The organism is Streptomyces sp. NPDC087310 (assembly GCF_044744405.1).
Lineage (GTDB): Bacteria > Actinomycetota > Actinomycetes > Streptomycetales > Streptomycetaceae > Streptomyces.
The window spans coordinates 748,208-773,399 of the sequence record NZ_JBIUYF010000003.1 but is presented as its reverse complement, the minus strand read 5'-3'; the positions used below and the strand labels follow the sequence as shown (position 1 = coordinate 773,399).

At 71.0% G+C, this 25,192-nt stretch carries 21 protein-coding genes and 1 pseudogene; 7 read left to right on the top strand and 15 right to left on the bottom strand.

Annotated features, from left to right (window positions below; translation table 11 throughout):
• Nucleotides 1-255: 255 nt before the first annotated feature.
• Both ACIO3P_RS14050 and ACIO3P_RS14045 read left to right on the top strand, forming a co-directional pair.
• Nucleotides 256-2,124, top strand: coding sequence for a S9 family peptidase (locus ACIO3P_RS14050; RefSeq protein ID WP_401791833.1), 1,869 nt, complete (start codon nt 256-258; stop codon nt 2,122-2,124).
• 79 nt (nt 2,125-2,203) lie between these two features.
• Complete coding sequence (locus ACIO3P_RS14045; RefSeq protein ID WP_401791832.1) at nt 2,204-2,953, top strand: SURF1 family protein; 750 nt, start codon at nt 2,204-2,206, stop codon at nt 2,951-2,953.
• 88 nt (nt 2,954-3,041) lie between these two features.
• On the opposite strand, the gene ACIO3P_RS14040 is transcribed toward ACIO3P_RS14045, so the two are convergent.
• The 10 genes and pseudogenes from ACIO3P_RS14040 to ACIO3P_RS13995 form a co-directional block, all read right to left on the bottom strand.
• Complete coding sequence (locus ACIO3P_RS14040; RefSeq protein WP_401849371.1) at nt 3,042-4,250, bottom strand: hypothetical protein; 1,209 nt, start codon at nt 4,248-4,250, stop codon at nt 3,042-3,044.
• A 197-nt stretch (nt 4,251-4,447) separates the two neighbouring features.
• Nucleotides 4,448-5,035 carry a SigE family RNA polymerase sigma factor gene (locus tag ACIO3P_RS14035; protein ID WP_401849370.1) on the bottom strand — a complete coding sequence of 196 codons (588 nt, stop codon included), beginning with the start codon at nt 5,033-5,035 and terminating at the stop codon, nt 4,448-4,450.
• Between the two features lie 444 nt (nt 5,036-5,479).
• On the bottom strand, nt 5,480-6,544 hold the full coding sequence (locus ACIO3P_RS14030; protein ID WP_329824149.1) for an aspartate-semialdehyde dehydrogenase: 1,065 nt from the start codon (nt 6,542-6,544) through the stop codon (nt 5,480-5,482).
• A 91-nt stretch (nt 6,545-6,635) separates the two neighbouring features.
• Complete coding sequence (locus ACIO3P_RS14025) at nt 6,636-7,907, bottom strand: aspartate kinase (RefSeq protein ID WP_329824150.1); 1,272 nt, start codon at nt 7,905-7,907, stop codon at nt 6,636-6,638.
• 325 nt (nt 7,908-8,232) lie between these two features.
• Nucleotides 8,233-8,814 (bottom strand): annotated as a pseudogene (locus tag ACIO3P_RS14020) (Uma2 family endonuclease); the annotation flags it as partial.
• A gap of 50 nt (nt 8,815-8,864) precedes the next feature.
• The gene (locus ACIO3P_RS14015; RefSeq protein WP_401849369.1) at nt 8,865-10,052 is read right to left on the bottom strand and encodes a hypothetical protein; all 1,188 of its coding nucleotides are present in this window, start codon (nt 10,050-10,052) and stop codon (nt 8,865-8,867) included.
• 236 nt (nt 10,053-10,288) lie between these two features.
• Complete coding sequence (locus tag ACIO3P_RS14010; protein ID WP_401849367.1) at nt 10,289-10,690, bottom strand: hypothetical protein; 402 nt, start codon at nt 10,688-10,690, stop codon at nt 10,289-10,291.
• A gap of 142 nt (nt 10,691-10,832) precedes the next feature.
• Complete coding sequence (locus ACIO3P_RS14005) at nt 10,833-11,501, bottom strand: DUF5063 domain-containing protein (protein WP_329824154.1); 669 nt, start codon at nt 11,499-11,501, stop codon at nt 10,833-10,835.
• Nucleotides 11,494-12,093 (bottom strand): recombination mediator RecR, encoded by a 600-nt coding sequence (recR, locus tag ACIO3P_RS14000; RefSeq protein ID WP_399297179.1) that lies wholly within the window; start codon nt 12,091-12,093, stop codon nt 11,494-11,496. The genes ACIO3P_RS14005 and recR overlap by 8 nt, the downstream gene beginning before the upstream one ends.
• A gap of 101 nt (nt 12,094-12,194) precedes the next feature.
• Entirely contained in the window at nt 12,195-12,530 is a 336-nt protein-coding gene (locus tag ACIO3P_RS13995) for a YbaB/EbfC family nucleoid-associated protein (protein ID WP_329824387.1), read from the bottom strand.
• 343 nt (nt 12,531-12,873) lie between these two features.
• Here ACIO3P_RS13995 and ACIO3P_RS13990 point away from each other — a divergent pair, with 343 nt between their 5' ends.
• Nucleotides 12,874-13,689 carry an SLATT domain-containing protein gene (locus ACIO3P_RS13990; protein ID WP_329824156.1) on the top strand — a complete coding sequence of 272 codons (816 nt, stop codon included), beginning with the start codon at nt 12,874-12,876 and terminating at the stop codon, nt 13,687-13,689.
• A 34-nt stretch (nt 13,690-13,723) separates the two neighbouring features.
• On the opposite strand, the gene ACIO3P_RS13985 is transcribed toward ACIO3P_RS13990, so the two are convergent.
• From ACIO3P_RS13985 to ACIO3P_RS13965, 5 genes are all read right to left on the bottom strand, one after another.
• A complete protein-coding gene (locus ACIO3P_RS13985; protein ID WP_329824157.1) occupies nt 13,724-14,134 on the bottom strand; it encodes a DUF488 family protein in 411 nt (136 codons plus the stop codon).
• A gap of 146 nt (nt 14,135-14,280) precedes the next feature.
• The gene (locus ACIO3P_RS13980; RefSeq protein WP_329824158.1) at nt 14,281-14,931 is read right to left on the bottom strand and encodes a hypothetical protein; all 651 of its coding nucleotides are present in this window, start codon (nt 14,929-14,931) and stop codon (nt 14,281-14,283) included.
• 235 nt (nt 14,932-15,166) lie between these two features.
• Nucleotides 15,167-17,905: a dolichyl-phosphate beta-glucosyltransferase gene (locus ACIO3P_RS13975; RefSeq protein ID WP_401849366.1), complete on the bottom strand. Its 2,739-nt coding sequence runs from the start codon at nt 17,903-17,905 to the stop codon at nt 15,167-15,169.
• On the bottom strand, nt 17,902-18,594 hold the full coding sequence (locus ACIO3P_RS13970; protein ID WP_329824160.1) for a GntR family transcriptional regulator: 693 nt from the start codon (nt 18,592-18,594) through the stop codon (nt 17,902-17,904). The genes ACIO3P_RS13975 and ACIO3P_RS13970 overlap by 4 nt, the downstream gene beginning before the upstream one ends.
• A 169-nt stretch (nt 18,595-18,763) precedes the next feature.
• Nucleotides 18,764-20,161: an aspartate aminotransferase family protein gene (locus ACIO3P_RS13965; RefSeq protein WP_329824161.1), complete on the bottom strand. Its 1,398-nt coding sequence runs from the start codon at nt 20,159-20,161 to the stop codon at nt 18,764-18,766.
• Nucleotides 20,162-20,420: 259 nt separating this feature from the next.
• On the opposite strand from ACIO3P_RS13965, the gene ACIO3P_RS13960 reads away from it, so the two are divergent.
• The 4 genes from ACIO3P_RS13960 (at nt 20,421) to ACIO3P_RS13945 (ending at nt 25,174) form a co-directional block, all read left to right on the top strand.
• Nucleotides 20,421-22,247, top strand: coding sequence for a serine/threonine-protein kinase (locus ACIO3P_RS13960; RefSeq protein WP_401849365.1), 1,827 nt, complete (start codon nt 20,421-20,423; stop codon nt 22,245-22,247).
• Between the two features lie 123 nt (nt 22,248-22,370).
• Entirely contained in the window at nt 22,371-23,117 is a 747-nt protein-coding gene (locus tag ACIO3P_RS13955; protein WP_401849363.1) for a hypothetical protein, read from the top strand.
• Nucleotides 23,118-23,175: 58 nt separating this feature from the next.
• On the top strand, nt 23,176-24,771 hold the full coding sequence (locus ACIO3P_RS13950; RefSeq protein WP_401849362.1) for a polymorphic toxin-type HINT domain-containing protein: 1,596 nt from the start codon (nt 23,176-23,178) through the stop codon (nt 24,769-24,771).
• A gap of 55 nt (nt 24,772-24,826) precedes the next feature.
• Nucleotides 24,827-25,174, top strand: a complete 348-nt coding sequence (locus ACIO3P_RS13945) for a hypothetical protein (RefSeq protein WP_401849360.1) — start codon at nt 24,827-24,829, stop codon at nt 25,172-25,174.
• The last annotated feature ends 18 nt before the right edge of the window (nt 25,175-25,192 follow it).

The window sequence follows — 25,192 nt, the reverse complement described above, 5'->3', positions numbered from 1 at the left end:
ACCGCGGGCGCCCGGGACGACTCGATCCGCCGGCCCACGGGCGCACCTGCTGAGGCGCTCCGGGACGAGAGCACCTCTCGCAGATGAGATGCCCGTCACACAGACCCCTCACACCTCGCACCCCCTCACCCGACCCCATCTATACGCCTTCCTTACTATTACCCCCATCTCCCCTCATTTCGCCTCATCCGAAAGTTATCCACAGGCTGAGGGGGATCTCGACGGGATGTCAGCGGCCAAGCGCAGAATGGGGTCATGACTGAGATCAACGGTTCGAAGCCGGACTCGACGCGGGACTCCATGCCGGAGTGGGAGAAGCGCTTCCGGGCCCCTCGGGTCTCCCTGCCCGACTGGGCGGAGGACGCCCCGGAGCGGGCGCTGTTCGTGTCCAACGCGACAGGGACGTATGAGCTGTACGCGTGGGATCGCTCGACCGGCGCGCAGCGTCAGGTGACGGACCGGCCGAACGGGACGACGGACGGGGTGCTCTCGCTGGACGGCGAGTGGATCTGGTGGTTCTCGGACACGGACGGGGACGAGTTCGGGGTCTGGATGCGCCAGCCGTTCTCGGGCGCACGGGAGAAGGGCGCCGGGGCCGAGGCCGGGGCGGGTGCGGGAACGGGGACCGGGGGCGACGAGCCGGCGGCGCCGGGGCTCGATCCCTCCTATCCCGCCGGTCTGGCGCTGGGGCGCGACGGGACGGCGGTCGTCGGGCGGTCGACCGACGAGGACGGCTCGACGGTCCATGTCGTACGGCCGGGCGAGGCGCCGGCCGAGATCTACCGCCACCGGGAGTCGGCCGGGGTCGGGGATCTCTCGCACGACGGCACGCTGCTCGCGATCGAGCACACCGAGCACGGGGACGCGATGCACTCGGCGGTGCGGGTGCTGCGGCTGGACGGCTCGGTCGTCGCCGACCTGGACGACACCGAGGGGGGCACGCGCGAGCTGGGCCTCGATGTGCTGGGCTTCGCCCCGGTGGCCGGGGACAACCGGCTGCTCATCGGCCATCAGCGGCGGAGCCGCTGGGAGCCGATCGTCTGGGATCCCCTGACGGGCGAGGAGACGGATCTCGCGATCGAGCTGCCCGGCGATGTCCACGCCGAGTGGTATCCGGACGGCTCGGGGCTGCTCATCGCGCACAGCTTCGAGGCGCGCGACGAGCTGTGGCGTTACGACTTCGCCAAGAGCGCGCTGATCCAGGTGGAGACCCCGGCCGGGACGGTCTCGGGGGCGACGGCGCGGCCGGACGGCAGTGTGGAGTACCTCTGGTCGTCGGCCGCCCGACCGCCGGTGGTGCGGTCCACCGCGGGCGGGGTGGTGCTGGATGCGCCGGGCATGACGGCGCCCGCCTCGGTGCCGGTGGAGGACGCGTGGGTCGAGGGCCCCGGCGGCCGGGTCCACGCGCTGGTGCAGCGGCCGCCGGGCGAGGGCCCCTTCCCCACGGTCTTCGAGATCCACGGCGGCCCGACGTGGCACGACAGCGACGCGTTCGCCGCGGGCCCGGCCGCCTGGGTCGACCACGGCTTCGCGGTCGTACGGGTCAACTACCGCGGATCGACGGGGTACGGGCGGGAGTGGACGGACGCGCTCAAGCACCGGGTCGGACTGATCGAGCTGGAGGACATCGCGGCGGTCCGCGAGTGGGCGGTCACCTCGGGGCTGGCCGACCCGGCGCGGCTGGTCCTGGCGGGCGGCTCGTGGGGCGGCTATCTGACCCTGCTCGGCCTCGGCACCCAGCCGGACGCCTGGGCCGTGGGCCTCGCGGCCGTACCGGTCGCGGATTACGTGACGGCGTACCACGACGAGATGGAGGCCCTGAAGGCGATGGACCGCACCCTGCTGGGCGGTACGCCGGAGGAGGTGCCCGAGCGGTTCGAGGCGTCGTCCCCGCTGACGTACGTCGACGCGGTCCGGGCCCCGGTCTACATCTCGGCGGGGGTGAACGATCCGCGCTGCCCGATCCGTCAGGTGGAGAACTACGTGGACCGGCTGGCGGCGCGCGACGCGGTCCATGAGGTGTACCGGTACGACGCGGGGCACGGTTCGCTGGTGGTGGAGGAGCGGATCAAGCAGGTACGGCTGGAACTGGACTTCGCGAGGAGGCACCTGGGCATCGGATAGACCGGACGGACCGGGCCGGGGCACCGGGGAAGCGGGCCCCGGGACCCGGGGGCGGGGCGGCGTTCCGTACCGTGGAGGGGTGTACCGGTTCCTGGTGACTCCGCGATGGTGGGGGATCAACGTCTTCGTCGTACTGGCGATCCCCTTTTGTATCTTCATGGGAATGTGGCAGCTCGGGCGCTTCGAGGACCGGGTGGACACACACCGGGCGGCCGAGGCCAGGCCCGATCCCGGGAAGCGGCCCGCCGTGGCGGTGACGTCCCTGCTGCCGGTCGACCAGGAGACGTCGGGACGCCATGTCACGGCGACCGGACGGTACGCGGACCAGTTCGTGGTGCCGGGCCGGAAGCTGGACGGCAGGACCGGTTCGTACGTCCTGACCATGCTCCGTACCGACGACGGCAAGGCGCTGCCCGTCGTCCGCGGCTGGCTGGCCGACGGCGGGAAGACGCCCGCGCCGCCGACGGGCGAGGTGACCGTGACCGGGTCGCTCCAGGCGTCCGAGGCGGTCGGGTCCGACGGGGTGCGGTCGGGCGGTCTGCCGCGGGGACAGCTCGGCATGATCAGCGCGGCCTCGCTGGTCAACCTCGTGCCGTACGGGGTGTACGACGCCTGGGTCACCGTGGGTCAGGCGTCGGACGGGCTGCTGCCCGTGCCCGCAGCCGCGCCGCAGAACACCGGGCTCGACCTGAAGGCGTTCCAGAACCTGGGGTACACCGGCGAGTGGTTCGTGTTCGCCGGGTTCGTGGTCTTCATGTGGTTCCGGCTGGCCCGGCGCGAGGTGGAGACCGCCAAGGACGAGGCGCTGGGGCTGGGCACCGCGGCCTGACCGCCCCGGGGAGCGATCAGGCACCGCAGGGGATCAGGCCCTGGTCACGCCCTGGTGCCCCTCACGGCGGACATGGCCTCTCCCCGCCCTAGAAGCCGCTGAGGAGTCCGGTCCAGTAGACCGTGCCCGCGCAGGCGTTGGGGATCGTCGCCGATACGGTCGTGCCCGCCGCCGCGGTGTAGGAGACGGAGACGCTGCCGTCCTCGATGCCCCCGTCGTTGAGGAGCTGGGGCTCCGCGCCGGTCGTGCCGTCGCCCGAGCCGGTCTCGCCGGTGCCGGCCGTGGAGCCGGTGGTCGTGCCGGCCGAGCCGTCGTCCGTGGGCGAGGGGTCGGGCGAGGGGCCGCCCGGGGTCGGACAGGTCTCCGACGGCACCCAGGCGAACTTCACCTGGTACGTGCCGTTCGGCGGCAGCGTCAGCGTCGCCATCTCCTGGGAGGGGTCGGGCAGCCCGGTCGCCGCGTCGCCCGCGAAGTGCGTCGACGTACTGATCTTGGAGCCGTCGGCCGCGCCCGTGGTGCCGAAGCCGATCGAGCCGCGGCCGGTGACCGTACAGGCGGAGGAGGAGACATTGGCGAGGCGGAACGTGCCGTACACCTTGCCCGTGGCATCGGCGACGCCCACCTCCGCGGTGGGCTGCCGGAGCTGGCCCGCCGTACAGACCTGCGAGGACGTGACGCTGCTGGAGCCGCCGGACGCGTCGGACGCGCCGCCCTTGCCGCCGTCGGCCGCGTCCGACGCGTCGGGGTCGGGCTTCTCCTGCTTGTCGGGCTCGTCCTCGTCGGCGGACACCTTGTCCGAGGGGCCGTCCGGGTTCGTCGTCCGGCTCTTGTCGGTCCGGTCCGTGTCCTCGCCGCTCCGCGACTTCTCCCCGTGCCCGGCGGCGACGGAGTGGTCGTCGGACATGGTGCCGGTGTTCGCGACGTGCACGAAGGCGGGCACCGCCGTACCGACGAGCAGCGCCGCGGCGGCCACCCCCACGACGGCCTGCCGCTTTCTGGCCCGCCGGGTGGGGACCGCCTTGCGCAGGTGGTCCAGCGCGCCGTCGGACGGCCGGAGCTCACCCACGGCACCGTGCATGAGCCGGCGCAGCGCCAACTCGTCGCCGTCCAGGGCCCCGGCCAGATCGCCGCTCAGGTCCGTGCCCGCGTCATCGGGCTCCTCGGACTGCCCGGACCTCTCGGGCTTCTCGGACTTCGCGGGCTCATCAGGCTCCTCGGCCTGCTCGGTCTCCGCGGTGACCTCGGCGGCCTCTCCGTCGGTGCGGCCGCTCAGCTCGTTCTCCGGCCCGTTGCTCACAGTTCCGTTTCCAGTCAGGTCGTTCAACGGCACGTCCGGGGCTTCCCGCCCGTCCTTCTCTCGCCCCCGTGCGCGCTCCTGCCCTCGTGCGTGATCCTGGCCCTCTACGTGATTCCGCCCCCGCGAGTGGTCCTCTCCGTGCCCGTGCCCGTGCTCCCGCTCACGGCCGGGGCCGTGCCGGTCCTTGCGCCACGCGCTCATACCGACGCCTCCATGGCGACCCGCAGCGCCGCGATCCCACGTGAGCCGTACGCCTTCACCGAGCCCAGGGATATCCCCAGCGTCTCGGCGACCTGCGCCTCGGTCATGTCGGCGAAGTACCGCAGCGAGAGCACTTCACGCTGTCTGCGCTGCAACCCGCGCATCGCCTTGATCAGCGCGTCCCGCTCCAGCAGGTCGTACGCGCCCTCCTCGGCGCTCGCCATGTCGGGCATCGGCTTCGAGAGAAGCTTCAGGCCGAGGATGCGGCGGCGCAGCGCGGAACGGGACAGGTTCACGACCGTCTGCCGCAGATAGGCGAGCGTCTTCTCCGGCTCCCGGACCCGGTTGCGCGCGGAGTGCACGCGGATGAACGCCTCCTGGACGACGTCCTCGCAGGAGGCCGTGTCGTCCAGCAGGAGGGCGGCGAGACCGAGCAGCGACCGGTAGTGGGCGCGGTAGGTCTCGGTGAGGTGGTCGACGGTGGTACCCGCCGCCATCGCCTCCTCAGCGCCCTCGCGCTGGGACGGGATACGGGCGGGCCGCGCGGCCGGCATGGGGGCGATCACCGGCATGCCGCCGGGCATGCGGGGCCGCCGGAGCGGACGCACTGCCGCGCCGCGCACCGGGACAACCGCTGTGATGTCGAGAACCTCTGCTGCCACGCCTGTTGGACACGCTTCCCCCCGTCAGGGTTGTACGCGCACGCCGCCGCATTTGACGCTGCACTGAATACCCTCATGCGTACCCGATCTCCCCCTATGCCCCAATTCCGCGGCACCACACGGGGGGCGACCACAGAGACGCTTCCCAGCCATCCGGCGGTTGCAGTACTCGCGCGGCGCTCGCGCGGAAACTCGCGGAAGGGAGGGAGGAGTAGCGTCCGACATGGCAACGCCCCAGTTCAAGAGGCACAGCCGGTCAGCCTGCCCATGGGGCGTTCACAGATCCTACAAACTTTTGAGCGGTCACGGCGTACTGATTCACGCCGACTACCAGGCAGTTGTCGGCGGACAACCGGGCGGCTACCGCTACGGCTTCGCCAGTTCGGCGGCGACGGCCTCGGCGATCTGCGCGGTGTTCAGGGCGGCGCCCTTGCGCAGGTTGTCGCCGCAGACGAACAGCTCCAGCGCCCTGGGGTCGTCCAGCGAGCGCCGTACGCGCCCCACCCAGGTCGGATCCGTCCCCACCACATCGGCGGGCGTGGGGAAATCGCCCGCCTCCGGGTTGTCGAAGAGCACCACGCCGGGCGAGGTCGCCAGGATCTCGTGCGCCCGGTCGACCGTGACCTCCTTCTCGAAGCGCGCGTGCACGGAGAGGGAGTGCCCGGTGATCACGGGTACGCGGACACAGGTCGCCGCGACCCGCAGCGCGGGCAGGTCCAGGATCTTCCGGGTCTCGTCCCGGATCGCCGTCTCCTCCGAGGACCAGCCGTCGCCGGTGGCGGCCGGGGAGCCGGCCCAGGGCACGACGTTGAGGGCCAGCGGCGCGGGGAACGGGCCGGTGGCGTCGCCGACCGCGCGCCGTACGTCGCCCGGGTGCGTGCCCAGTTCCGTACCGGCGACCAGGGAGAGCTGGTCGCGCAGGGCGTCCACGCCGCCCTGACCCGCGGCGCTGACCGCCTGGTACGAGGAGACGACCAGTTCGCGCAGGCCGAACTCGGCGTGCAGCGCGCCCACCGCGACGATCATCGTGAGCGTGGCGCAGCCGGGCCCGGCGATGATGGAGCGCGGCCGGGTCCGTACGCCGCGGGAGTTCACCTCGGGGACGACCAGGGGGACGTCGGGGTCCATCCGGAAGGCCGCGGAGTGGTCCACGACGACGGCGCCCTTGGCCGCGGCGACGGGCGCCCAGAAGGCGGACACCTCGTCCGGCACGAGGAACACCGCGACGTCGACGCCGTCCAGCGCCTCCTCGGAGAGCGGGACGACCTCGGTCGTCGCGCCTCGTACGGACAGCTTGCGGCCGTTCGTACGAGGCGAGGCGAGCAGCCGGATGTCGCCCCAGATGTCGGCGTGCTGCGACAGGATCTGGAGCATGACGGCGCCGACGGCCCCGGTCGCACCCACGACCGCGAGCGTCGGCCGCCCGTTCATCGCGCGGCGCTCCGGAGCAGCGTGCGCCAGGGCGTCGTGCTCCGGAGCATCACGCCCCGGGGCACGGCGCGCGGCGCCCCGCCGGACGGGGTCATCGCCCGGTGCCGCCGTAGACGACGGCCTCGTCGGAGTCGCTGTCGAGACCGAAGGCGGTGTGCACGGCCTGCACGGCCTCGACGACCGACTCCTCCCGCATGACCACCGAGATCCGGATCTCGGATGTCGAGATCAGCTCGATGTTGACGCCCACGTTGGAGAGCGCTTCGAAGAACCCGGCGGTGACGCCCGGGTTGGTCTTCATTCCGGCGCCGACGAGGGAGACCTTGCCGATCTGGTCGTCGTAGCGCAGCGACTCGAAGCCGATCTTCTCCTTCGTCTTCTCCAGCGCGTCGATGGCCTTGCGGCCCTCGGTCTTCGGCAGCGTGAACGAGATGTCGGTCAGACCGGTCGACGCGGCGGAGACGTTCTGCACCACCATGTCGAGGTTGATCTCGTTGTCCGCGATGACGCGGAAGATCGTCGCCGCCTCGCCGGGCTTGTCGGGGACACCGACGACCGTGATCTTCGCCTCGGAGGTGTCATGGGCGACACCGGAGATGATGGCCTGCTCCACCTTGCGGTCCCCTTGCGGTTCGTTGCTGACCCATGTGCCCTGAAGCCCCGAGAAGGAGGAGCGGACATGGATCGGGATGTTGTATCGGCGCGCGTACTCGACGCAGCGGTGCAGCAGCACCTTGGAACCGGAGCTGGCCAGCTCCAGCATGTCCTCGAAGGAGATCCAGTCGATCTTCCGGGCCTTCGAGACGACCCGGGGGTCGGCGGTGAAGACACCGTCCACATCGGTGTAGATCTCACACACCTCGGCGTCCAGCGCCGCGGCGAGCGCGACGGCCGTGGTGTCCGAGCCGCCCCGCCCCAGGGTCGTGATGTCCTTCTTGTCCTGGGACACCCCCTGGAAACCGGCGACGATGGCGATGTTGCCCTCGTCGACGGCGGTTCGGATCCGGCCCGGCGTGACATCGATGATGCGCGCTTTGTTGTGGACCGAGTCGGTGATGACGCCTGCCTGGCTGCCGGTGAACGACTGGGCCTCGTGGCCCAGGTTTTTGATCGCCATCGCCAGCAGGGCCATGGAGATCCGCTCTCCGGCGGTCAGCAGCATGTCGAACTCACGCCCGGCAGGGATCGGGGATACCTGCCCGGCGAGATCGATCAACTCGTCCGTCGTGTCACCCATCGCCGACACCACGACGACCACTTGGTGGCCGTTCTTCTTGGCGTCGACGATCCTCTTGGCGACCCGCTTGATGCCCTCGGCATCGGCTACGGAGGAGCCTCCGTACTTCTGCACGACAAGGCCCACGTGCGCTCCTCGCTCAGTCCATCGCTACAGCACCGCGCGTCGCGGCACATCGCTGCTGTCGGCTCAGTTTAACGAGCGGCCGCAGGACGACCCGTCTATACCACATCGTGAGATGTCCCGCTCACTCCGTGATCACCCCGAGACGTCCACGGCCACTCGATGAGGAAACATGCCCGGGATCGGCCGAGGCACGCAGAACGTGGCCCACGTCACGCGTATGCGCGTCTCCCTGTGCGGCCCGTCGCTCGTCGCATGCCTCCCCTGACCCACTCCTCCTGACCCACTCCTCCTGACCCACTCCTCCTGACCCACTCCGCCTGACCCACTCCGCGTAGTCCTTGAGCTTCTCCGTTTCGAGCGTGATACCGACCGGGTCGGGGAGCTCGACAACGGCTCCGAACGGGCGCGTGGTCACGGCCCGGTACACGCCGCCCTCCGGCTCCGCATGGACTGTGAGGCAGCAGGCGTCGCGATCCACGAGGAGATGGACAGGGATGCCGGCCGCCGCGTAACCGTCGGGCTTCTCGACGCGGTCCCGCCGTGTGGTGTCCGCGTCCTTCGACGTGACCTGCACGGTCATCAGGACGCCCTTGGGGTCCGACCACTCACCCGCGCCGACGAAGCACTCCTCCGGCGCGAGAACCCCGTCAGGACGAGCCCGTCCCTTCCTGTAGGACTCGACTGCCAGCCCCTGCTCAGGGAAGAGCGACCATTCCGGGCGCTGCTGCATGCATCGCTTGAGCAGCCACATGACGATCTGGCCATGATTGCCGTCCGGCACCGCCTTGACCTGGACCTTCCCGTTGATGAACTCCAGCCGCACCATCTCCGGCGCACGGCGGGCAAGCTCTTCGAACTCTTCGATCGACATCTGGGGCTGGGGCCGGTCAGCAGTCCTGGGGGTCATGGTGTCGCCTCCTTCCCTCCACGGTGCCCCGGCCAGGATCTCCCGCAGGCTCATTCGCCCGCCCGAACCGGCGTACCGCCACCGCCGCTGCTGCCGCCGCTGCTGCCGCTGCTGCTGCCGCTGCTGCCGCTGCTGCCGCTGCCGAGCGCCGTGGCCTGCGCGCGGACGTGTTCGCTGTGTACCGGCTCGGGGATCGGCCGGGCCTTCAGGCCGGCGGCGGCACGCAGTTCGTCGGCGCGGCGGGCCACGTCGACCTGGGCGGGGACCGCGCGGAACGTGTCGGGGATCGCGTCGATGACCAGGCCGGTCTCCTCGGCCGCGTCGTACGCCGTCATCTCCTCCCGGCACTCGACGCAGACGCCCCCGACCAGCAGCGTCATCGACTCGTCGTTCTCGCAGGTGATGCAGGTCATCAGCGCACGGGTGACGTAGGCCGGCGCGCTCGCTTTGCTCGGCTCGGGCGGCATTTTGTTCTCCAGTCGGGTACGGGCGATCGCGACCGGGCTGTGCAGGGGCTGCGGCAGCCCGGCGGTCAGGGATCGGGTGATGTGGTCCGGGGTGGCGCCGCGCGCCAGCCACTCGGCGGCGAGCGCTTCGAGCGCGGCGCAGTCGGCGGCGGACAGCGTCATACGGGGCTCGGTACGGCCCAGGCGCGCGAGGGTGCGGTACGCCACGGAGGCGGGGACGGCAGTGGATTCGGGCGCCGGAGCGGGCCCCGGAGCGGAGGCCGAAACGGCGGCCGGAGCGGGCGCCGGAGCGGGGGTCGGTTCCGGTTCGGGGACCGGCGCGGGATCGCTCCCCGCCCCCTCCCGCAACCGCCGCTCCAGTTCGGTGAGATCGATCCCGCGCAGACCCGCGACGTACGCCTGCCACCACTCGTCGTCCCTGGCCGTACGGGAGAAGTACGTGTGTGTCACCCAGCGGAAGCTGTTGTCCTCCAGCGCCAAGTGCTCCTTGACCCGGCGCAGATGACCGGCGTCCGAGAGGAAGCGCAGCGCCTTGCCGCATGCCTGCTGGCCGTAGTCGGCGACGTTCGCGGCGAGCGCCTTGTAGCCGATGGCTGAACCCTCGGGCAGACGATCGATGTATGCGGCAATCGCCACTTCCCTCGTGCGCAGATGTGCGAAGTCGGCCTCGCCACGCGGGCGTTGGTCGGGCGCCGAGCGCTTGCCGTAACCGGGGTTGGCAAAGGGGTGCCCGGACGCGGGCAGGGCGGCACTAGAGTGGGCGTAAGCCACGATCGAAACTCGCATTCGACTCGCTGGTCAGGCTCCGGAATGGTGTTGGCGCACCGCCGGAGCCGCTTTACGTGGCGAACCTAAACGCTCAACACGCTCTGACGCAACCCGAACACAGATAGTCATATTCGCTCGTCAGTGGAGGGCCAGGGAGGGTCAGGGGAGGGAGGTGGGGTTTACCTCAACCACCCAAACCCTGGGTAGGAGCTCGAAGCCCGGGGCCTGGAACCCGAGGCTCAAGCCCCGGGACGACCTGCGGTGATTCCCTCACGATCCCCCGGACCGAAGGACGCCCGCACCGCGTCGTCCGCCTCGCCCACGTCCCTGGCGACCCCCAGCAGCGCCCCGGCCAAGTGGTCGCAAGTGCCGCGTACCGCCGCCAGGCGCTCCTCCCACGACTTCAGGACGCCCGCCAGTTCCGCCACCGCGGCCAGGCCGGCGGCACCGGTCGCCACGCTCGCGTGCGAGGAACGCAGGCGGCGCCGGCTCTTCTCCGTGTCCGTCCGGAGCGTGGCGGCGGTGTGGGAGGCCGCTGTCCAGGGGGCGGTGGTGTGCCCCAGGCGTCCCCTGGCGCCCGGCTGCCGCTCCGGGCGTTCCGCCAGGTCGAAGAGTTCCTGCCACTTCTGTGCGTACGGCACAGGACCGCCCCCGCTCCCACGGACCATGAACGCGCTGCGTTACGTCACAGTGACGTTAGGTCCATCGCGGGGCGGGGGGCAAACGCGGTCATCCGACCGTACGGAGTCGTCCGGCCGTACGGAGTCGTCCGGCCGTACGGAATCACCTGACCGTACGGAGTCCCAGCGGGCCCGCGATCTCCTCCGCCATGACGCGGCCCGCCTCTTCCGCGAGGGCTTCCTCCGCGGCTTCCGTGAGTTCCTGGTCGGTGTCGAGGCCGTCCAGGGCCGGGAGGGGCTGGTCCAGGCGGACGTGGGCGACCAGGGACTGGAGGGCGCGGAGGGTGGCGGAGGCGGTGGAGCCCCAGTTGGAGAAGTACGAGAACTGCCACCACCAGAGCGCCTCGGTCGTGCGGCCCGCGCGGTAGTGGGCCAGTCCGTGGCGGAGGTCGGTGACCACGTCGGCGATGTCGTCGGAGATCCGGTGCGCCACCGGCGCCTTGCGCGGCTCGTACGGGTCGAAGACCTCGGAGTAGACGTCGATCGGCTCCAGGATCACGGCGAAGCGCTCGCGCAGGTCGTCCACGTCCGGCTCGGGGCCCAGGTCCGGTTCGTACCGCTCGTCGGGGAGGATGTCCTCGTGCGCGCCCAGCCGGCCGCCGGCCAGCATGAGCTGCGAGAACTCCAGCAGCAGGAAGGGTACGGCGCTGTCCGGCTCGTCGCCCTTCGCCACTTCCGTGACGGCGACGATGAAGCTCTCGATCTGGTCGGCGATCTGGACCGCGAAGTCGTCCGGATCCTGGTTGACGGCGTGCAGCGTTGCGTCAGACATCGAGAAGTCGTCTCCCCTCGAAGGCACGCCCGAGCGTGACCTCGTCGGCATATTCCAGGTCGCCCCCGACGGGCAGACCGCTGGCCAGACGTGTGACCCTGAGGCCCATCGGCTTGATCATGCGGGCGAGGTACGTCGCCGTGGCCTCACCCTCCAGGTTGGGGTCGGTCGCCAGGATCAGCTCGGTGACCGTACCGTCGGCGAGGCGGGTCAGCAGTTCACGGATGCGCAGGTCGTCGGGGCCGACCCCCTCGATGGGGCTGATCGCGCCACCGAGCACGTGGTACTTCCCGCGGAACTCGCGGGTGCGCTCGATCGCGACGACGTCCTTCGGCTCCTCCACCACGCAGATCACCGTCACGTCCCGGCGGGCGTCGCGGCAGATCCCGCAGCGCTCCTCCTGGGCGACGTTGCCGCACACGGCGCAGAACCGCACCTTGTCCTTGACTTCGAGCAGCGCGTGCGCGAGGCGGCGGACGTCGGTCGGTTCCGCCTGGAGGACGTGGAAGGCGATCCGCTGCGCGCTCTTGGGGCCGACGCCGGGCAGCCTGCCCAGTTCGTCGATGAGCTCCTGAACCACGCCTTCGTACAACGGATTGCCTTTCCTGCCACGAACGCGTACGTGTCACGTGGTTACGTGTCCACGTGGTACGTGTCCACCTGTGTACGTACGCTAGTTGGTACCGGCGAGTCTTAGAAGGGCAGGCCCGGCATACCGCCGAGGCCCTGGGCCAGCGGGCCCAGCTTGTCCTGCTGGAGCTGCTGCGCGTTGTCGTTCGCCGCGTGGACCGCCGCGACGACCAGATCCGCCAGCGTCTCGGTGTCCTCCGGGTCCACCGCCTTCGGGTCGATGACGAGGCCGCGCAGCTCACCGGAGCCGTTGACGGTGGCCTTCACGAGGCCCCCGCCCGCCTGGCCTTCGACCAGGGTCGCCGCCAGCTCCTCCTGCGCACGCGCGAGGTCCTGCTGCATCTTCTGGGCCTGCTGGAGCAGCTCTTGCATGTTGGGCTGACCACCACCGGGAATCACGGTCACTCCTGGCATTTCGACGACGATGTACCTGTAAGCCGAGCCTACGTGGTCCCCGCGTACCGCGCCCCACCCCACCGGGACCAACTCTTTCGAGTGAGTACCTTCGGCTCCTCTACCTGTTCACACCCCTGACGTGGGTGAAAAAGCCGGGATTTCGGCCGCGGCGCCCACCATTTGGCGGTAGGAATTGCGAGCACATCATCATGCGCGGATCGTCCTGTTCGCCTCGTATTCACCTCGCACGCATGTGCGCATACGTACGCGTACCTACGTGCTCGGTCCATCGCCGCGAGTGATGCGCGTCACTCAGTGTCACAGCAGACCGTAGAGGAGTGCCTCGGTGAGCCAGCCGGAGATGCAGCCCGGAGGCCCCGCCCGGGAGGAGGGCGCCTCACCCGGTGCGGACGCGAGTACCGGCGGGGGTACGGGTCCGGGCCCCGCGGAGTCCCTCGCCGACACCGACACCGGAAGCGGCCCGCCGTACGGCGATCTGATCAGCGGGCCCTTCCCCCAGGGCGACTGGGGCGAGCCGGCCGAGCGCCTCGACGAGCTGTACCGCTGGGTCGAGACGGGCGCGCTGCGCACGGTCGACTGGTACCTCTCCGACCGGGTGCGCAAGCGCCGCTTCGCCCGCGTCCTGCGCGCCGCCACCGCGCTCGGGGTGACGGCGGGCGCGACGCTGCCGCTGGTGGATCTGACGGGGGCGCTGGCGGGGGCGGCGGGATGGGGGTACTTCTCGCTGCTGCTGGGCGCGGCGTGCGTGGGGTGCGACCGGTACTTCGGGCTGACGTCCGGGTGGATGCGGGCGGTGGCCACGGCGCAGGCGGTGCAGCGCCGGTTGCAGACGCTCCAGTTCGACTGGGCGTCGGAGTGCGTACGGGAGGTGCTGGGCCCGACGGAGGGCACGGCCAGCGAGGCGGCGGAACGGTGCCTCGGGGTGCTGCGGCGGTTCACGGAGGACGTGACGGAGCTGGTACGGGCGGAGACGGCGGACTGGATGGTCGAGTTCCGCTCCGGGCCCGCGCCGCTGGTGATGCAGTCGATGCCGATGGGCGGAGCCCGCGGCGAGGGCCCCGTCCCGCCCCTGGGCCGCTTCCCGCTGCCCCCGGGCGCCCGGCCGAACATGCCCAGGCAGCGGCCGCCCGAGACCCGCTGAACCTTGGGGTTACGGGGCCGCGCCCGCCGTTGCGTTACGGCGCCGCCACCAGGCCGGCCAGCAGGTCCGCGTGCGTGTGGCCCAGGTTCTTCGCCGCCGTCAGGAGGGTGAGCGGTTGGCCGGAGCGGGCCAGCTCCCGGAGGCGCCGCAGGGCCTGCGCGGGCTCGGGGGCGGTCAGTTCGGCCTCGTAACGGGCACGGAACTCCTCGTACCGCTCCTCCATCCGCTCGTGGTACCAGGCGCGCAGCTCGGCCGAGGGGGTGGCCGACTTGGCCCATTCGTCGAGCCGTACGTCCTCCTTGCTGAGGCCGCGCGGCCAGAGCCGGTCCACCAGCACGCGGGTGCCGTCCTCGGGGGCCCACTCCTCGTACACCCGCTTGACCCTGACCCTGACCCGGACCGTCGCTCCGGTCGCGGCCGACGTGTCTTCTTCTCTCCGCTCCATCTTCCGAGCATGCCCGGGGGCGGGTGCCCTTGCGACTTCTGTCCGCCGAGTGTCGAGAACTCGACAGAAGGGACAATTCAGGGGCCGGCTGGTTTGCCGGCCCCTGAATCGGTTCCTGGATCCACTCCCTCGGCCCGGCCGGACCGTCAGCTAAAGATGATCATGGAGCCTTGTCCCAGGCTCCTGGTGGCCGCCGCGTGCAGCCCCAGCCACACATGGCGCTCCCGGGCGAACGGGCTGTCGTCGTACGGGATCGAGGCCGCCGGTTCCTCCAGCGACGTGGGGCGGTCCGGCGGGGTCGGGGCCGACGGGGGGTTGGCCGGGTCGATGCCGATCGCCGGGCCGACGATCTCCAGCTCGCGCAGCAGGCCCTGCGTCGATCCCAACGGGCCGCCGCCCGCGAGGAGTTCCTCGTTCGAGAGGGGGAGGTCGAAGTCCACGGGGACGTACGCGCCCGCGTGGTCGTAGTGCCAGACGAGATGCGACTGCTGAGCCGTCGACTCGAACATCTCCAGCAACTGCTCGTAGTCACCGCCCAGTTCACCGACCGGCGTCACCGCCAGGCCGCAGAGCTGGAGCAGGTACACGCGTCGCAGGAAATGCAGCGCGTCGTAGTCGAATCCGGCGACCGGGGCGACATCGCCCGCGAGGCCCGGCATGTAGGCGAAGATGGGGACGGACGGCAGCCCGGCCTCGCCGAGCGCCTTGTCGTACACGGCGATCTCTTCGGCGAAGGGATTGTCGGGGCTGTGGCACAGCACATCGACGAGGGGGACCAACCACAGGTCACAGGCCAAGGGAGGCTCGCTCTCCAACGGGTTCGTACGCGTGCGCGCGATGGTCGGGACAGCGTAATGCGGCGGGCACGTCGGGCGAAGGGGCCCGGCGCCCCCCGTCGGCCCGGCGAGCCCTCGCCGGTCCGAAAGCCACCGGCGGCCCGGCGGCCTCCTCCCGTACCTCCAGGGCCCGTCGGCCCCGCATCATCGCGTCCCCATCATCCGGTATCGATCGATACCCAGGAACCGGGGCCGGTCACCTTCTGGCCGGAAGGTCCCAGATCCAGACCCCGCCGATCCGCTTCCCCGGCCGCTGGAACAGCTTCTCCAGTGTCTCGTAGAGCGCCCCGTCGTTGGGCTGCGGCGTCAGCACCACCACGCCGCCCTTCCAGAAGTCCAGATCGAAGCGGGCCTGCGCGCGCCACCGGTCGTCGATCTCCTGGGCCTGGCCGCTGTAGCGGACGTCACGCAGCATGGAGGAGGTGTAGCGGGCGGGGGCGCCGTAGATGCCCATACGGTTCTCGCCCCAGGGCCCGTTGAAGTAGCCGCCCGGCACGGAGAATCCGAACCTGGTCGCGGACTGCCAGTGCAGCGCCTCGGCGCTCCCCGGGTCCGGGAGCGGTACGGGGACCACGGACTCCCCCTCGGTGACGTACGCGCGGTACATCTTCTCCGTGAAGAACTCCGGGATCTCGGAGCGCTCCCGTACCGGCAACGGCGTCGGCACGATCGGGATCAGGGCCAGCGCCACCACCGCGAAGCCGACGAGACGGTGGAGCCGCTCCTGCCGCGTGTTCCGTACCGGCCCCACGGCCGCCCGTACGTCCCGGGCGTCCGCCAGGTGCGCCACCGCCAGCGCCACCAGCGCGCCCAGCGCCGGCGCGCAGATCATCGCCACCCGTGACTCGATGACCGACTCGAAGAGCGGCTGGTGTGCCAGCGCCCGCCAGGGGCCCGGCAGCACCACATCGGTGTACGGGATACGGATCTTCTGCCCCAGCGACAGCACCGCCGCCGCCACCGCCGTGCACGCCAGCGCCCTGACCACCGAGAGCCGCCACAGCCACACCACGATCCCCAGCGTGAGGGAGATCAGCGGCCAGCCGTAGAACGCGTTCTGCTCGGTGCGGTTCATCGCCAGGGCGTCGGCCGTCGCCTCGTCGCCGAAGAGCGCCCGCCCGGAGAACTCCAGGAAGGAGAGCGGGCTGTTGCCGGCGCTGTCGCCGTGCAGCACGCTGTGGTAGCTCTGCGGGCCGAGGAACTGCCAGTACAGCGGGAACGCCACCAGCGGCAGACAGACCAGCAGCGCCATCCCGACCCCGCGCAGCAGGGGGCCCAGCGCCGCCCGCGCGACATCGCGGCGTACGACGGCGTACGAGAGCGCGAAGAGCAGCGTGCCCATCACGGCGAGCAGCAGCGGCTCCTCGCCCAGGAAGATCTGGTACGTCGCGAAGAGGCCCAGCAGGACCCCGTCCCGTATCGTCCTCCGTTTGCCGTCCTTCCCGTTACCGTCCTTGCCGTTACCGTCCTTGCCGGCCGGTGCGCACAGGCGCAGCGCCCGGTCGATGATCACCGGGATCATGAACAGCACGAGGAAGTTCGGGTGCGCGTTGGCGTGCGAGATCATCGGCGGCCCGAAGGCCGCGAGCGCACCGCCGAGCGCCGCGGCCCGGCGGTTCTCGGTGAGCCAGCGCGCGAACAGCCAGTACCAGGCGAACCCCGTGGCGGCCAGCCCGAGCGTCAGGACGAGCGCCCAGGTGACGACCGGGCCGAGGGTGAGCGTGATGGGCGTGAGCGGTACGGAGAGCCCGAGCATGACGGTGTTCGCCATCAGGTTCACGCCGTCGGGGAAGTTCTGGATCGTGGTGAAGAGCGGATTGCGCAGATGGACGACGTTGTCCGCGGTGACCGCGAAGAACCACTCCCACTGGTTCTGGTCGGACCCCGCGTCGGCGAGGTACGCGCGGTCGAGGTCGGCCCACAGCCCCTTGTAGAGGAAGAAGGAGGCGAGGACGAAGAGTCCGGCGACGGCCAGGTCCGTACGGTGCCTGCGCCCCCAACGGCGGACGGCCCCCTGGACGCCTCCCCGCTCGCCGGCTCCCCGCTCGCCGCCTTCGCGTGGCGGGCGGGAGGTCCGCAGCCGGGTCAGCTCCAGCAGCACCCTGCCGTAGTCCAGCGGCCGTACCTTCGAGCCCGGCTGGTGCGACCAGCGCACCGGCACCTCCGTCACCGGCCACCCGGAGCGCCGGAAGAAGCGCAGTATCTCGACGTCTATGCCCCAGCCGTCCAGCCGCGAGGCGGCGAAGGCGGCGCGCGCCCGCTCGCCGTCGAAGAGCTTGAAGCCGCACTGGGTGTCGCTGATGCCGTCGACCGCGACGCGCTGTATGAGCCGGTTGCCGAGCCGGCCCAGCCACTCGCGCACCGCGAGCTGCCGTACCTCTATACGCGCGTCGGGATGGGCGCGCGAACCGATCGCCGCGCCGCCGCCCCCGTCCGCCGAGAGCCGCTCGTCGAGCAGGTCGAGTTCGGAGATCGGGGTCGCGAGGTCCGCGTCGGTCACGAGGACGCGCCGGCCGTACGAGGCGAGCACACCCTGCCGCAGGGCGTGACCCTTGCCGTGGTTGCCGTCGCTCCTGACGACCTGGATGCGCGGCTCACCGGCGGCCGCCTCGGCGGCGACCTCGGCCGTACGGTCGGTGGAGCCGTCGTCCACGACGATCAGCTCCCACTCGCCCCAGCGGTCGGGGTCCGCGCGCAGGTGGTCGCGGATGGCGTCGAGGGTGGGGCGCAGGCGGTGTTCCTCGTTGTACGCGGGGACGACGACGGTCAGGTCCACGAGGCCGCCGGCGCCCGCGCCGAGGTCCGCGATATCCGCGACACCCGTGATGTCCGTGTCCGGGGTCGCGTCCGTGTCCGTGTCTGCGCTCGCGCTCGCGTCCGCGACCGCGTCCGGGGTCGCGTCCGTGTCCGTGCCGGGGGTTTCTTCCGTCGTCATTTCTGCGGGCGCTCCAGCCGGTCCGCCCACCTCAGGGAGTGGGCGTCGTAGTCACCGATGACGGTCCGCACCGCCACCGCGTCGCCGAGGGTCAGGGCGTCGACCAGCGGCTCGTAGCCGTTCCAGAGCCACGTGGCGCGGGCCTTCGCCCCGCCTTCCGCCCGCAGGAACGGTACGGAGAACACCCACGCCTGCACACGCAGCCGGTGCAGGAAGTCCGCGACGTAACGGTTGGCGACCAGGGCACACAGCTCGCGCCAGAACCGCAGGTCGTAGCCGATGAGGATGTTCAGGTCACCGGCCCCGGCCGCGCGCGCGGCCTCCTCGGCCCGGCGCCGTACGGAGACGAGCGCGGTGCCCTGCGCCCTGGCGGCGAGATGCTCATCGCCCAGCTCGCGGAAGACCGCGTCGACTATCAGCGCGCGCGCCTCGGCCATGCCGCGGAAGTCCGCCACGGAGAACTGGTGGACCCGGAAGCCCCGGTGCTGGTCGGAGTCGAGCAGATCCTGCGCGGAGAGGTCGACCAGCGCCTCTCTGACCGGGGTCGCGGAGACCCCGTACTGCTCGGCGATCTGCTTGACAGTGAATTCCTGCCCCGGCAGTAAACGCCCCGCGAGCACCTCGTCACGCAGCGCGTCCGCGATCTGCTGCCGCAAAGTATTGCGGGTCACAGCTCCGCTGGCGGGCATGGTTTTCCGTCCCCTCATCCGGCTTCCGACACCTTAGACCGACCGGCAATTGGGGCGCGGCGTCACGGGGGCGGGCCTGACCAGGCCCGAGGCCGGATCCGGCCCCGGCGCCTGTCCGGATTTCGCGACTCCGGGAGCCCCGTGAGCGTACGAGGGCACAGGTCCCGCGCTACGCCGCCGTGTGCTCGTCCGCCACGGACAGCGCCGCGTCCAGGATCGCCAGCCCCTCCTTCGCCTCCGCCTCGGAGACGTTGCAGGCCGGCACCGCGTGCGTACGGTTCATGTTCACGAAGGGCCACAGGCCGCCCTTCTTGCACGCGGCGGCGAAGGCGGCCATCGGCGCGTTCGCCTCGCCCGACGCGTTGTACGGCACCAGCGGCTCGCGCGTCTCCCGGTCCCGTACGAGGTCGAGCGCCCAGAAGACACCCGTACCCCGCACCTCGCCCACCGAGGGATGGCGCGCCGCCAGGTCGCGCAGGCCGGGGCCGAGGACCGTCTCGCCGATGTGCGCCGCGTGCTCCACGATCCGCTCCTCCGCCATGACCTGGATCGTCGCGACGGCGGCGGCGCAGGCCAGCGGGTGGCCGGAATAGGTGAGCCCGCCGGGGTAGGGGCGGGTGGCGAAGGTCTCCGCGACGGCGGCGGAGATGGCGACGCCCCCGAGCGGTACGTACCCCGAGTTGACGCCCTTGGCGAAGGTCAGCAGATCGGGGACGACGTCATGGTGCTCGGCGGCGAACCACTTGCCCGTACGGCCGAACCCCGCCATCACCTCGTCCAGTACGAACACGATCCCGTGCCGGTCGCAGATCTCCCGTACGCCCGCGAGATAGCCGGGCGGCGGCGTCATCACGCCCGCCGTGCCCGGGATGGTCTCCAGGATGATCGCCGCGATCGTCGCCGGGCCCTCGAAGGCGAGGGTCGCCTCCAGGTGCTCCAGCGCGCGGGCGCACTCCTCGGCCTCGTCGGAGGCGTAGAAGGCGGAGCGGTAGAGGAAGGGACCGTGGAAGTGGACGACGCCGGCCGTGCCGCTGTCGGAGGCCCAGCGGCGCGGGTCGCCGGTCAGGTTGATCGCGGTGGAGGTGCCACCGTGGTACGAGCGGTACGCGGAGAGCACCTTGGGACGGCCGGTGTGGAGGCGGGCCATCCGGATGGCGTTCTCGACGGCCTCGGCGCCGCCGTTCGTGAAGAAGATCTTGTCGAGGTCGCCGGGCGTGCGCTCGGCGATGAGGCGCGCGGCCTCGGAGCGTACGTCCACGGCGAAGGCGGGCGCGAAGGTGGTGAGGCGGCCGGCCTGCTCCTGGATCGCGGCGACGACGGTGGGGTGCTGATAGCCGATGTTGGTGAAGACGAGACCGCTGGTGAAGTCGAGGTAACGGTTGCCGTCGTAGTCCCAGAAGTAGGACCCCTCGGCCCCGGCGACGGCGAGCGGGTCGATCAGGTCCTGCGCGGACCAGGAGTGGAACACGTGCGCGCGGTCGGCGGCCTTCACGGCGGCGCCGATGTGCGGGGCCGCGGCGTGCGGGTCTTCGTACGAGGTGGGGTGCGGGGCGGCATGTGCGGTCATGGCACCAGCGTAGGGAGGTACGGGAAGGAACGGACAAGGCCCGGGTGTACGGACGGGGCCGCACCGATCGGCACGGCGGCGGGTCCCCGCCGCGCGCCCCCGTCCTCTCCCCTTCCTCGATGCTTCCCTTCACCTTCTCTCCCCTCGATCCGTTCCCCTCGATGCGAGATGATCCGGGCGCGACACCGACAATGGGTGACACCCGACAATGGGTGTCAACCGGGTATGGGCACGGGGTATGGGGAGGGGCCGCGCGGCGATGGAGAGACTGGTAGCAGGAGATCCCACACACATCGGCGCCTACCGGCTGCTCGCCCGCCTCGGCGCCGGCGGAATGGGCCAGGTCTATCTGGCGCGCTCCGACCGGGGCCGTACGGTCGCGGTCAAGCTCGTCCGGCCGGAACTGGCCGAGCAGGAACAGTTCCGCGGCCGGTTCCGGCAGGAGGTGGCGGCGGCGCGGCGCGTCGGCGGGATGTGGACGGCGCCGGTCCTCGACGCCGACACGGAGGCGGACGTGCCGTGGCTGGCCACGGGCTATGTCGCCGGACCCTCGCTCCAGACAGTGGTGTCGGGGCGGCACGGACCGCTGCCGGAGCGTTCCGTCCGTATCCTCGCGTCCGGCCTCGCCCACGCCCTCCAGGACATCCACGCGGCGGGGCTGATCCACCGCGACCTCAAGCCGTCCAACGTGCTGGTGACGATCGAGGGGCCGCGCGTCATCGACTTCGGGATAGCCCGCGCACTGGAGACGGTCGCGGAAGAGAGCCTGACCCGCACCGGCGCCCTGGTGGGCTCGCCCGGCTTCATGGCGCCCGAGCAGGTGCGCGGGGACCGGGTGACGGCGGCGTGCGACATTTTTTGCCTCGGCTCGGTCCTGGCGTACGCGACGACGGGACGGCTGCCGTTCGGCGGGGCTGACACCGCGGTGCACGTCCTGATGTTCCGCATCGCACAGGAGGAACCGGACCTGTCGGGGCTGCCCGAGGGCCTCTCCGAGCTGGTACGCGACTGCCTGCGCAAGGACCCGGCGCAGCGGCCGACCACGCGGGACATCCTGGCCCGGGTGGGCGAGGCGGAGGACTCGGGGGCGGGCCCCGGCGGGGAACCCTGGCTGCCGGGCGGGCTGCTGGCACAACTGGGGCAGCACGCGGTGCGGTTGCTGGAACACGAGGACCCGACGGGAACGGTACGAACGCCGACGTCAGGCACGGAGCCCGGTCCGGCCGTGCCGTCCGGTCCTTCCGCACCGTCCGCGCAGTCCTCACCAGCGATGCCGACGACTCCGGCGACGCCGGGGAGCCCGATGAGCCGGATGAGCCCCCACGCCCCCGCGGCTCACCCGGCCCCTCCCGCTCCGACGACGAACGACCAGCGGACGGTGCCGCCACCGCTCGCGCCGGCACCCCCGCCCGCGTCCCCGTACGGCTACCCGGGCCCTCCCCCGCAGGCGGGCTACGGCTACCCGCACACGGGGTACGGCAGCCCGGCCCCCGCGCAGGAACCGGCGGCGCGCAGCGTCCGCGGCACGATCGCCCTGATCGCCGTCGCGGTGGTCGTCGCGATCGGCGCGGGCGGCTCGGTGTACGCCGTCATGCGCGGCGACGGGATGAAGAAGAACGACACGGCCCCGGTCACCGACACCGCGTCCCCGGGCTCGGACGTGAACACCCAGCCCCCCAACCCGGATTCCAGCACCGGCGCCGGGTCCCCCTCCTCCCCCTCGGGGACCGCCGGGAAAATCCCGGCAGAGTACCTCGGCACCTGGAACGGCAGCGCGGACAGCGGCTCCGGGGACAGCTCCCGGACCCTGGTCATACGGCAGGGCGGCCCGGGCGACAACGTCCTGACCCTGACGGTGAAGGGCCCGGCGAACGGCGCCACGTACCACTGCGTCTTCGAAGCCCCCCTGGCCACCGCCCCCGCGGCCGACGGCCCGCTGCGCATCGGCCCGTCGGAGGTGACCACCGGGGAACCGATGTCCTCCTGCACCCCGGGGGCGGCGACGGAGCTGACGATCCTCCCCGACGGGGGCCTCCGCCGCGTGACGACGACCGGGGAGTCCCTGACGTACACGAAGACGGGCTGACCGTCACTCTGGGCCCGGGGTTGGGCCCCAGGGCCCACGTACAAGGGGCATATCGGCTGTAGCCTCAGCAGTTCCGTATGCGTCCGCGTACGGACTGTCACCGGAGTCCGGGAGGCTCACCTCATGCTCCTCACCTCTGCCCGGGTCCGGCGCGCGCTGGGCGCCGTGTGTGTCGCACTGGTGCTGGGCGCCACGGCAGCCTGCGGGGAGGCGACGGACTCCGATGCCAAGGAGAGTCCGGCCAAGGAGCGTCCATCGACGAAGGAATCGCCCTCCTCGTCGCCCGCCACGTCGCCCGCAGCCGGCAAAGAGGGCTTGGAGAAGCTGATCGTCACCAAGGTCAAGGGCTTCGAGGTGACAGTGGCCGCAGCGGGTGAAGTGCGCTCCTCCGGTGCCGTAACCGCGTCGAAAGCGGCCTGCCAGCCGATCGCGGACCTGGTGGGAACCGTGGCCGCCGGCTCCCCCTCGGACACCGTCTACCGGCAGTTGGTCGCGGCCTCGGAGCCGGAGGACATGACGGCGTCGGGCGTGCTGGTGGGCCTGTCCTCCTACCCGCGAGCCGGAGCCGCTCAGGCTCTGGCCGAGGTCGGCAAGGCCGTATCCGCCTGCGGCGGTGGCTTTACGACGACGTCGGCGGACGGAGAGGACACCTACTCGGGGGTCACGGCGGAGGACGGTCCGACAGGGCTGGACGAGTCGCTGGCATTCGAACTGACCGGTTCGCTCGACGGAGAGAAGATCCCGCTGAAGTACGCGCTGGTACGCGCGGGGGACACGGTGGCGCTCTTCTACGCGATGAACCCGTTCGATCCGGCGAGCGCGGACATCGCGCCCACGGTGACCGCGGCGCAGATCGCCAGGCTCAAGTAACAGATCGTTCAACGCATCGTCCAACGCATCGTTGCTCAACGGGGGAAGAGGGCACGTCATGCCGACGCGCAAGGGGCGAAGGCGGTTCTGGTGGGTCAACCGGACCACCGGCCGGAGCGACGGGGGCCAGTCGGGGCTGGAGTATCTGGGCCTGGTGCTGGTGGTCGTGGCGATCGTCGGCGGACTTCTGGCCACCGGCATCGGCTCGGAGCTGACGCAGAAGATCAGCGCGCAGGTCTGCGCCATCGGCGGCGGTGGAGACTGCGGCTCGGGGAGCGGCTCGGGAGACAGCCGAGGCGACGGAACAGGTGACGATGCGAACGCATCCGGCACCACCGGCGGTGGGACCCAGGGCGGCACCACCGGCGGCCCCGCCGACCCCGTCGAACTCGCGGCCGACGCCCCCAAGACCCAGGCGGAGCTGGACTACGAGGCGGCCCAGCGCGAGTTGGACGACGCGAACGAGGAATACGCCCAGGCCAAGAAGGTCCTGCTGGACGCCGCCGACGCGCTCGGCCAGATCGCGGCGGACGAGCTGGGCATCACGGACGCCCTGAAGTGCTTCCAGGAAGGCGATCTGGCCGCGTGCGGCGAGACGGCCCTCAACGTGGCGATGCAGTTCATCGGCGGCATCCCCGCCAAGATCGTGAAGAAGTACGGGCTGAGCCCCTCCAAGTGGAAGAAGGCCGCCAAGCTCGGCAAGGACATCGTCAAGCACGGCAAGGATCTGTACTCCGGCACCAAGGGCATGTGGAAGGCCAAGAAGAAGGCCGACCGGCTCAAGGGCAAACTGGCGGATCTGAAGAGCAGGCTGCCCAAGCGCAAGAAGAAGCCGGTCACCTGCGCGGTGTCCCACAGCTTCCTGCCCGGCACTCCGGTCCTGCTGGCCAACGGCACCCGCCTCCCCATCGAGACCATCAGGGTCGGCGACACGGTCGTGGCGACGGACCCGGAGACGGGCCTGACGGCGGCCCGCCCTGTCCAGCGCACGATCACGACGTACGACGACAAACACTTCACCCGGCTGACCGTCGCCACCGCCTCCGGCCCCGCCGTGATCACGGCAACCGACACACACCCCTTCTGGTCGGCGGACCGGGGCGACTGGCTCGACGCGGGCGACATCGGGCGCGGCACCCGGCTGCGTACACCTGACGGAACCACGGCCGAGGTCACCGTCGTCACCCGCTACACCCACCGCCGAACCACCCACGACCTCACGGTCGCCGGGATCCACACGTATTACGTCGGCGTCGGCGGCGGCTCGGCCCTCGTACACAACTGCGACGGCGTGGACGCCGAACACGTCAAGGAGCTGGAGAAGCAGGGCGTCAAGTTCAATCCGGACGACCTGGTCCGTACCGCGAAGGACAAGGACGGCAAGGTCATCTTCCTCGAACAGGGGAACAAGAAGGCCGGCCTGACCCATGTCATGGAGCACGCCCAGGAGTTCGAGCAGAAGGGCATCGCGGCCGAGGACATCCCGGAATTCGTGATGGAGGCCGCCACGAAGGGCGAGAAGGTCGGCTATCAGGGGTCGGGGACGGGGCGGCCGATCTACGAGCTCACCTACAAGGGGAAGAAGCAACGCGTGGCCGTTACGGTGGGCAGCAACGGCTTTGTAGTGGGGGCCAACCCGAAGAGCCTCCCTTAGCCCTGACATCCGGACGGCTGAACGTCTGCACGTCTGAACGAACGGAGCTGTGTCCGTGCCCAACGAGACAACCGCGGTGCGGGTGCACCCGGATTACGACTGCTTCCCGACCTGGCTGCACCACGGGGACGACTCCGACAACGTGGCGCCGGACACGCTGCCCGTCAGCGACGGGCTCGCCCGGGATCTGGCCGCGTGGGGCGCGGAGTTCGACGCGACCCTCGACCGGGACAACCCCGTCGACTCCGGGTTTCACACCGAAGCCGACGAGCAGGACTTCGCGGCTCGGGGGGAGGGGCTGGCGCGGCGGCTCCAGGAGGAGCTGGGTGCGGGTGTGCCCGTCGTGTATTACGACATCAGGAAGTCGGAGCGGGTTCCGATGGGCCCGCCGGCTTCTGAGTGAGCGACGCCGGAAAGAGTT

What these genes read in the sequence shown, in the direction of transcription:
- ACIO3P_RS13950 (WP_401849362.1), top strand. Translation starts at nt 23,176, where the DNA reads ATGCCGACGCGCAAGGGGCGAAGGCGGTTCTGGTGGGTCAACCGGACC.
- ACIO3P_RS13985 (WP_329824157.1), bottom strand. Translation starts at nt 14,134, where the DNA reads ATGGAGCGGAGAGAAGAAGACACGTCGGCCGCGACCGGAGCGACGGTC.
- ACIO3P_RS13975 (WP_401849366.1), bottom strand. Translation starts at nt 17,905, where the DNA reads ATGACGACGGAAGAAACCCCCGGCACGGACACGGACGCGACCCCGGAC.
- ACIO3P_RS14035 (WP_401849370.1), bottom strand. Translation starts at nt 5,035, where the DNA reads ATGCCCGGCGGCATGCCGGTGATCGCCCCCATGCCGGCCGCGCGGCCC.
- ACIO3P_RS13960 (WP_401849365.1), top strand. Translation starts at nt 20,421, where the DNA reads ATGGAGAGACTGGTAGCAGGAGATCCCACACACATCGGCGCCTACCGG.
- ACIO3P_RS14050 (WP_401791833.1), top strand. Translation starts at nt 256, where the DNA reads ATGACTGAGATCAACGGTTCGAAGCCGGACTCGACGCGGGACTCCATG.
- ACIO3P_RS13970 (WP_329824160.1), bottom strand. Translation starts at nt 18,594, where the DNA reads ATGCCCGCCAGCGGAGCTGTGACCCGCAATACTTTGCGGCAGCAGATC.
- ACIO3P_RS13965 (WP_329824161.1), bottom strand. Translation starts at nt 20,161, where the DNA reads ATGACCGCACATGCCGCCCCGCACCCCACCTCGTACGAAGACCCGCAC.
- ACIO3P_RS14005 (WP_329824154.1), bottom strand. Translation starts at nt 11,501, where the DNA reads ATGTCTGACGCAACGCTGCACGCCGTCAACCAGGATCCGGACGACTTC.
- ACIO3P_RS13955 (WP_401849363.1), top strand. Translation starts at nt 22,371, where the DNA reads ATGCTCCTCACCTCTGCCCGGGTCCGGCGCGCGCTGGGCGCCGTGTGT.
- ACIO3P_RS14030 (WP_329824149.1), bottom strand. Translation starts at nt 6,544, where the DNA reads ATGAACGGGCGGCCGACGCTCGCGGTCGTGGGTGCGACCGGGGCCGTC.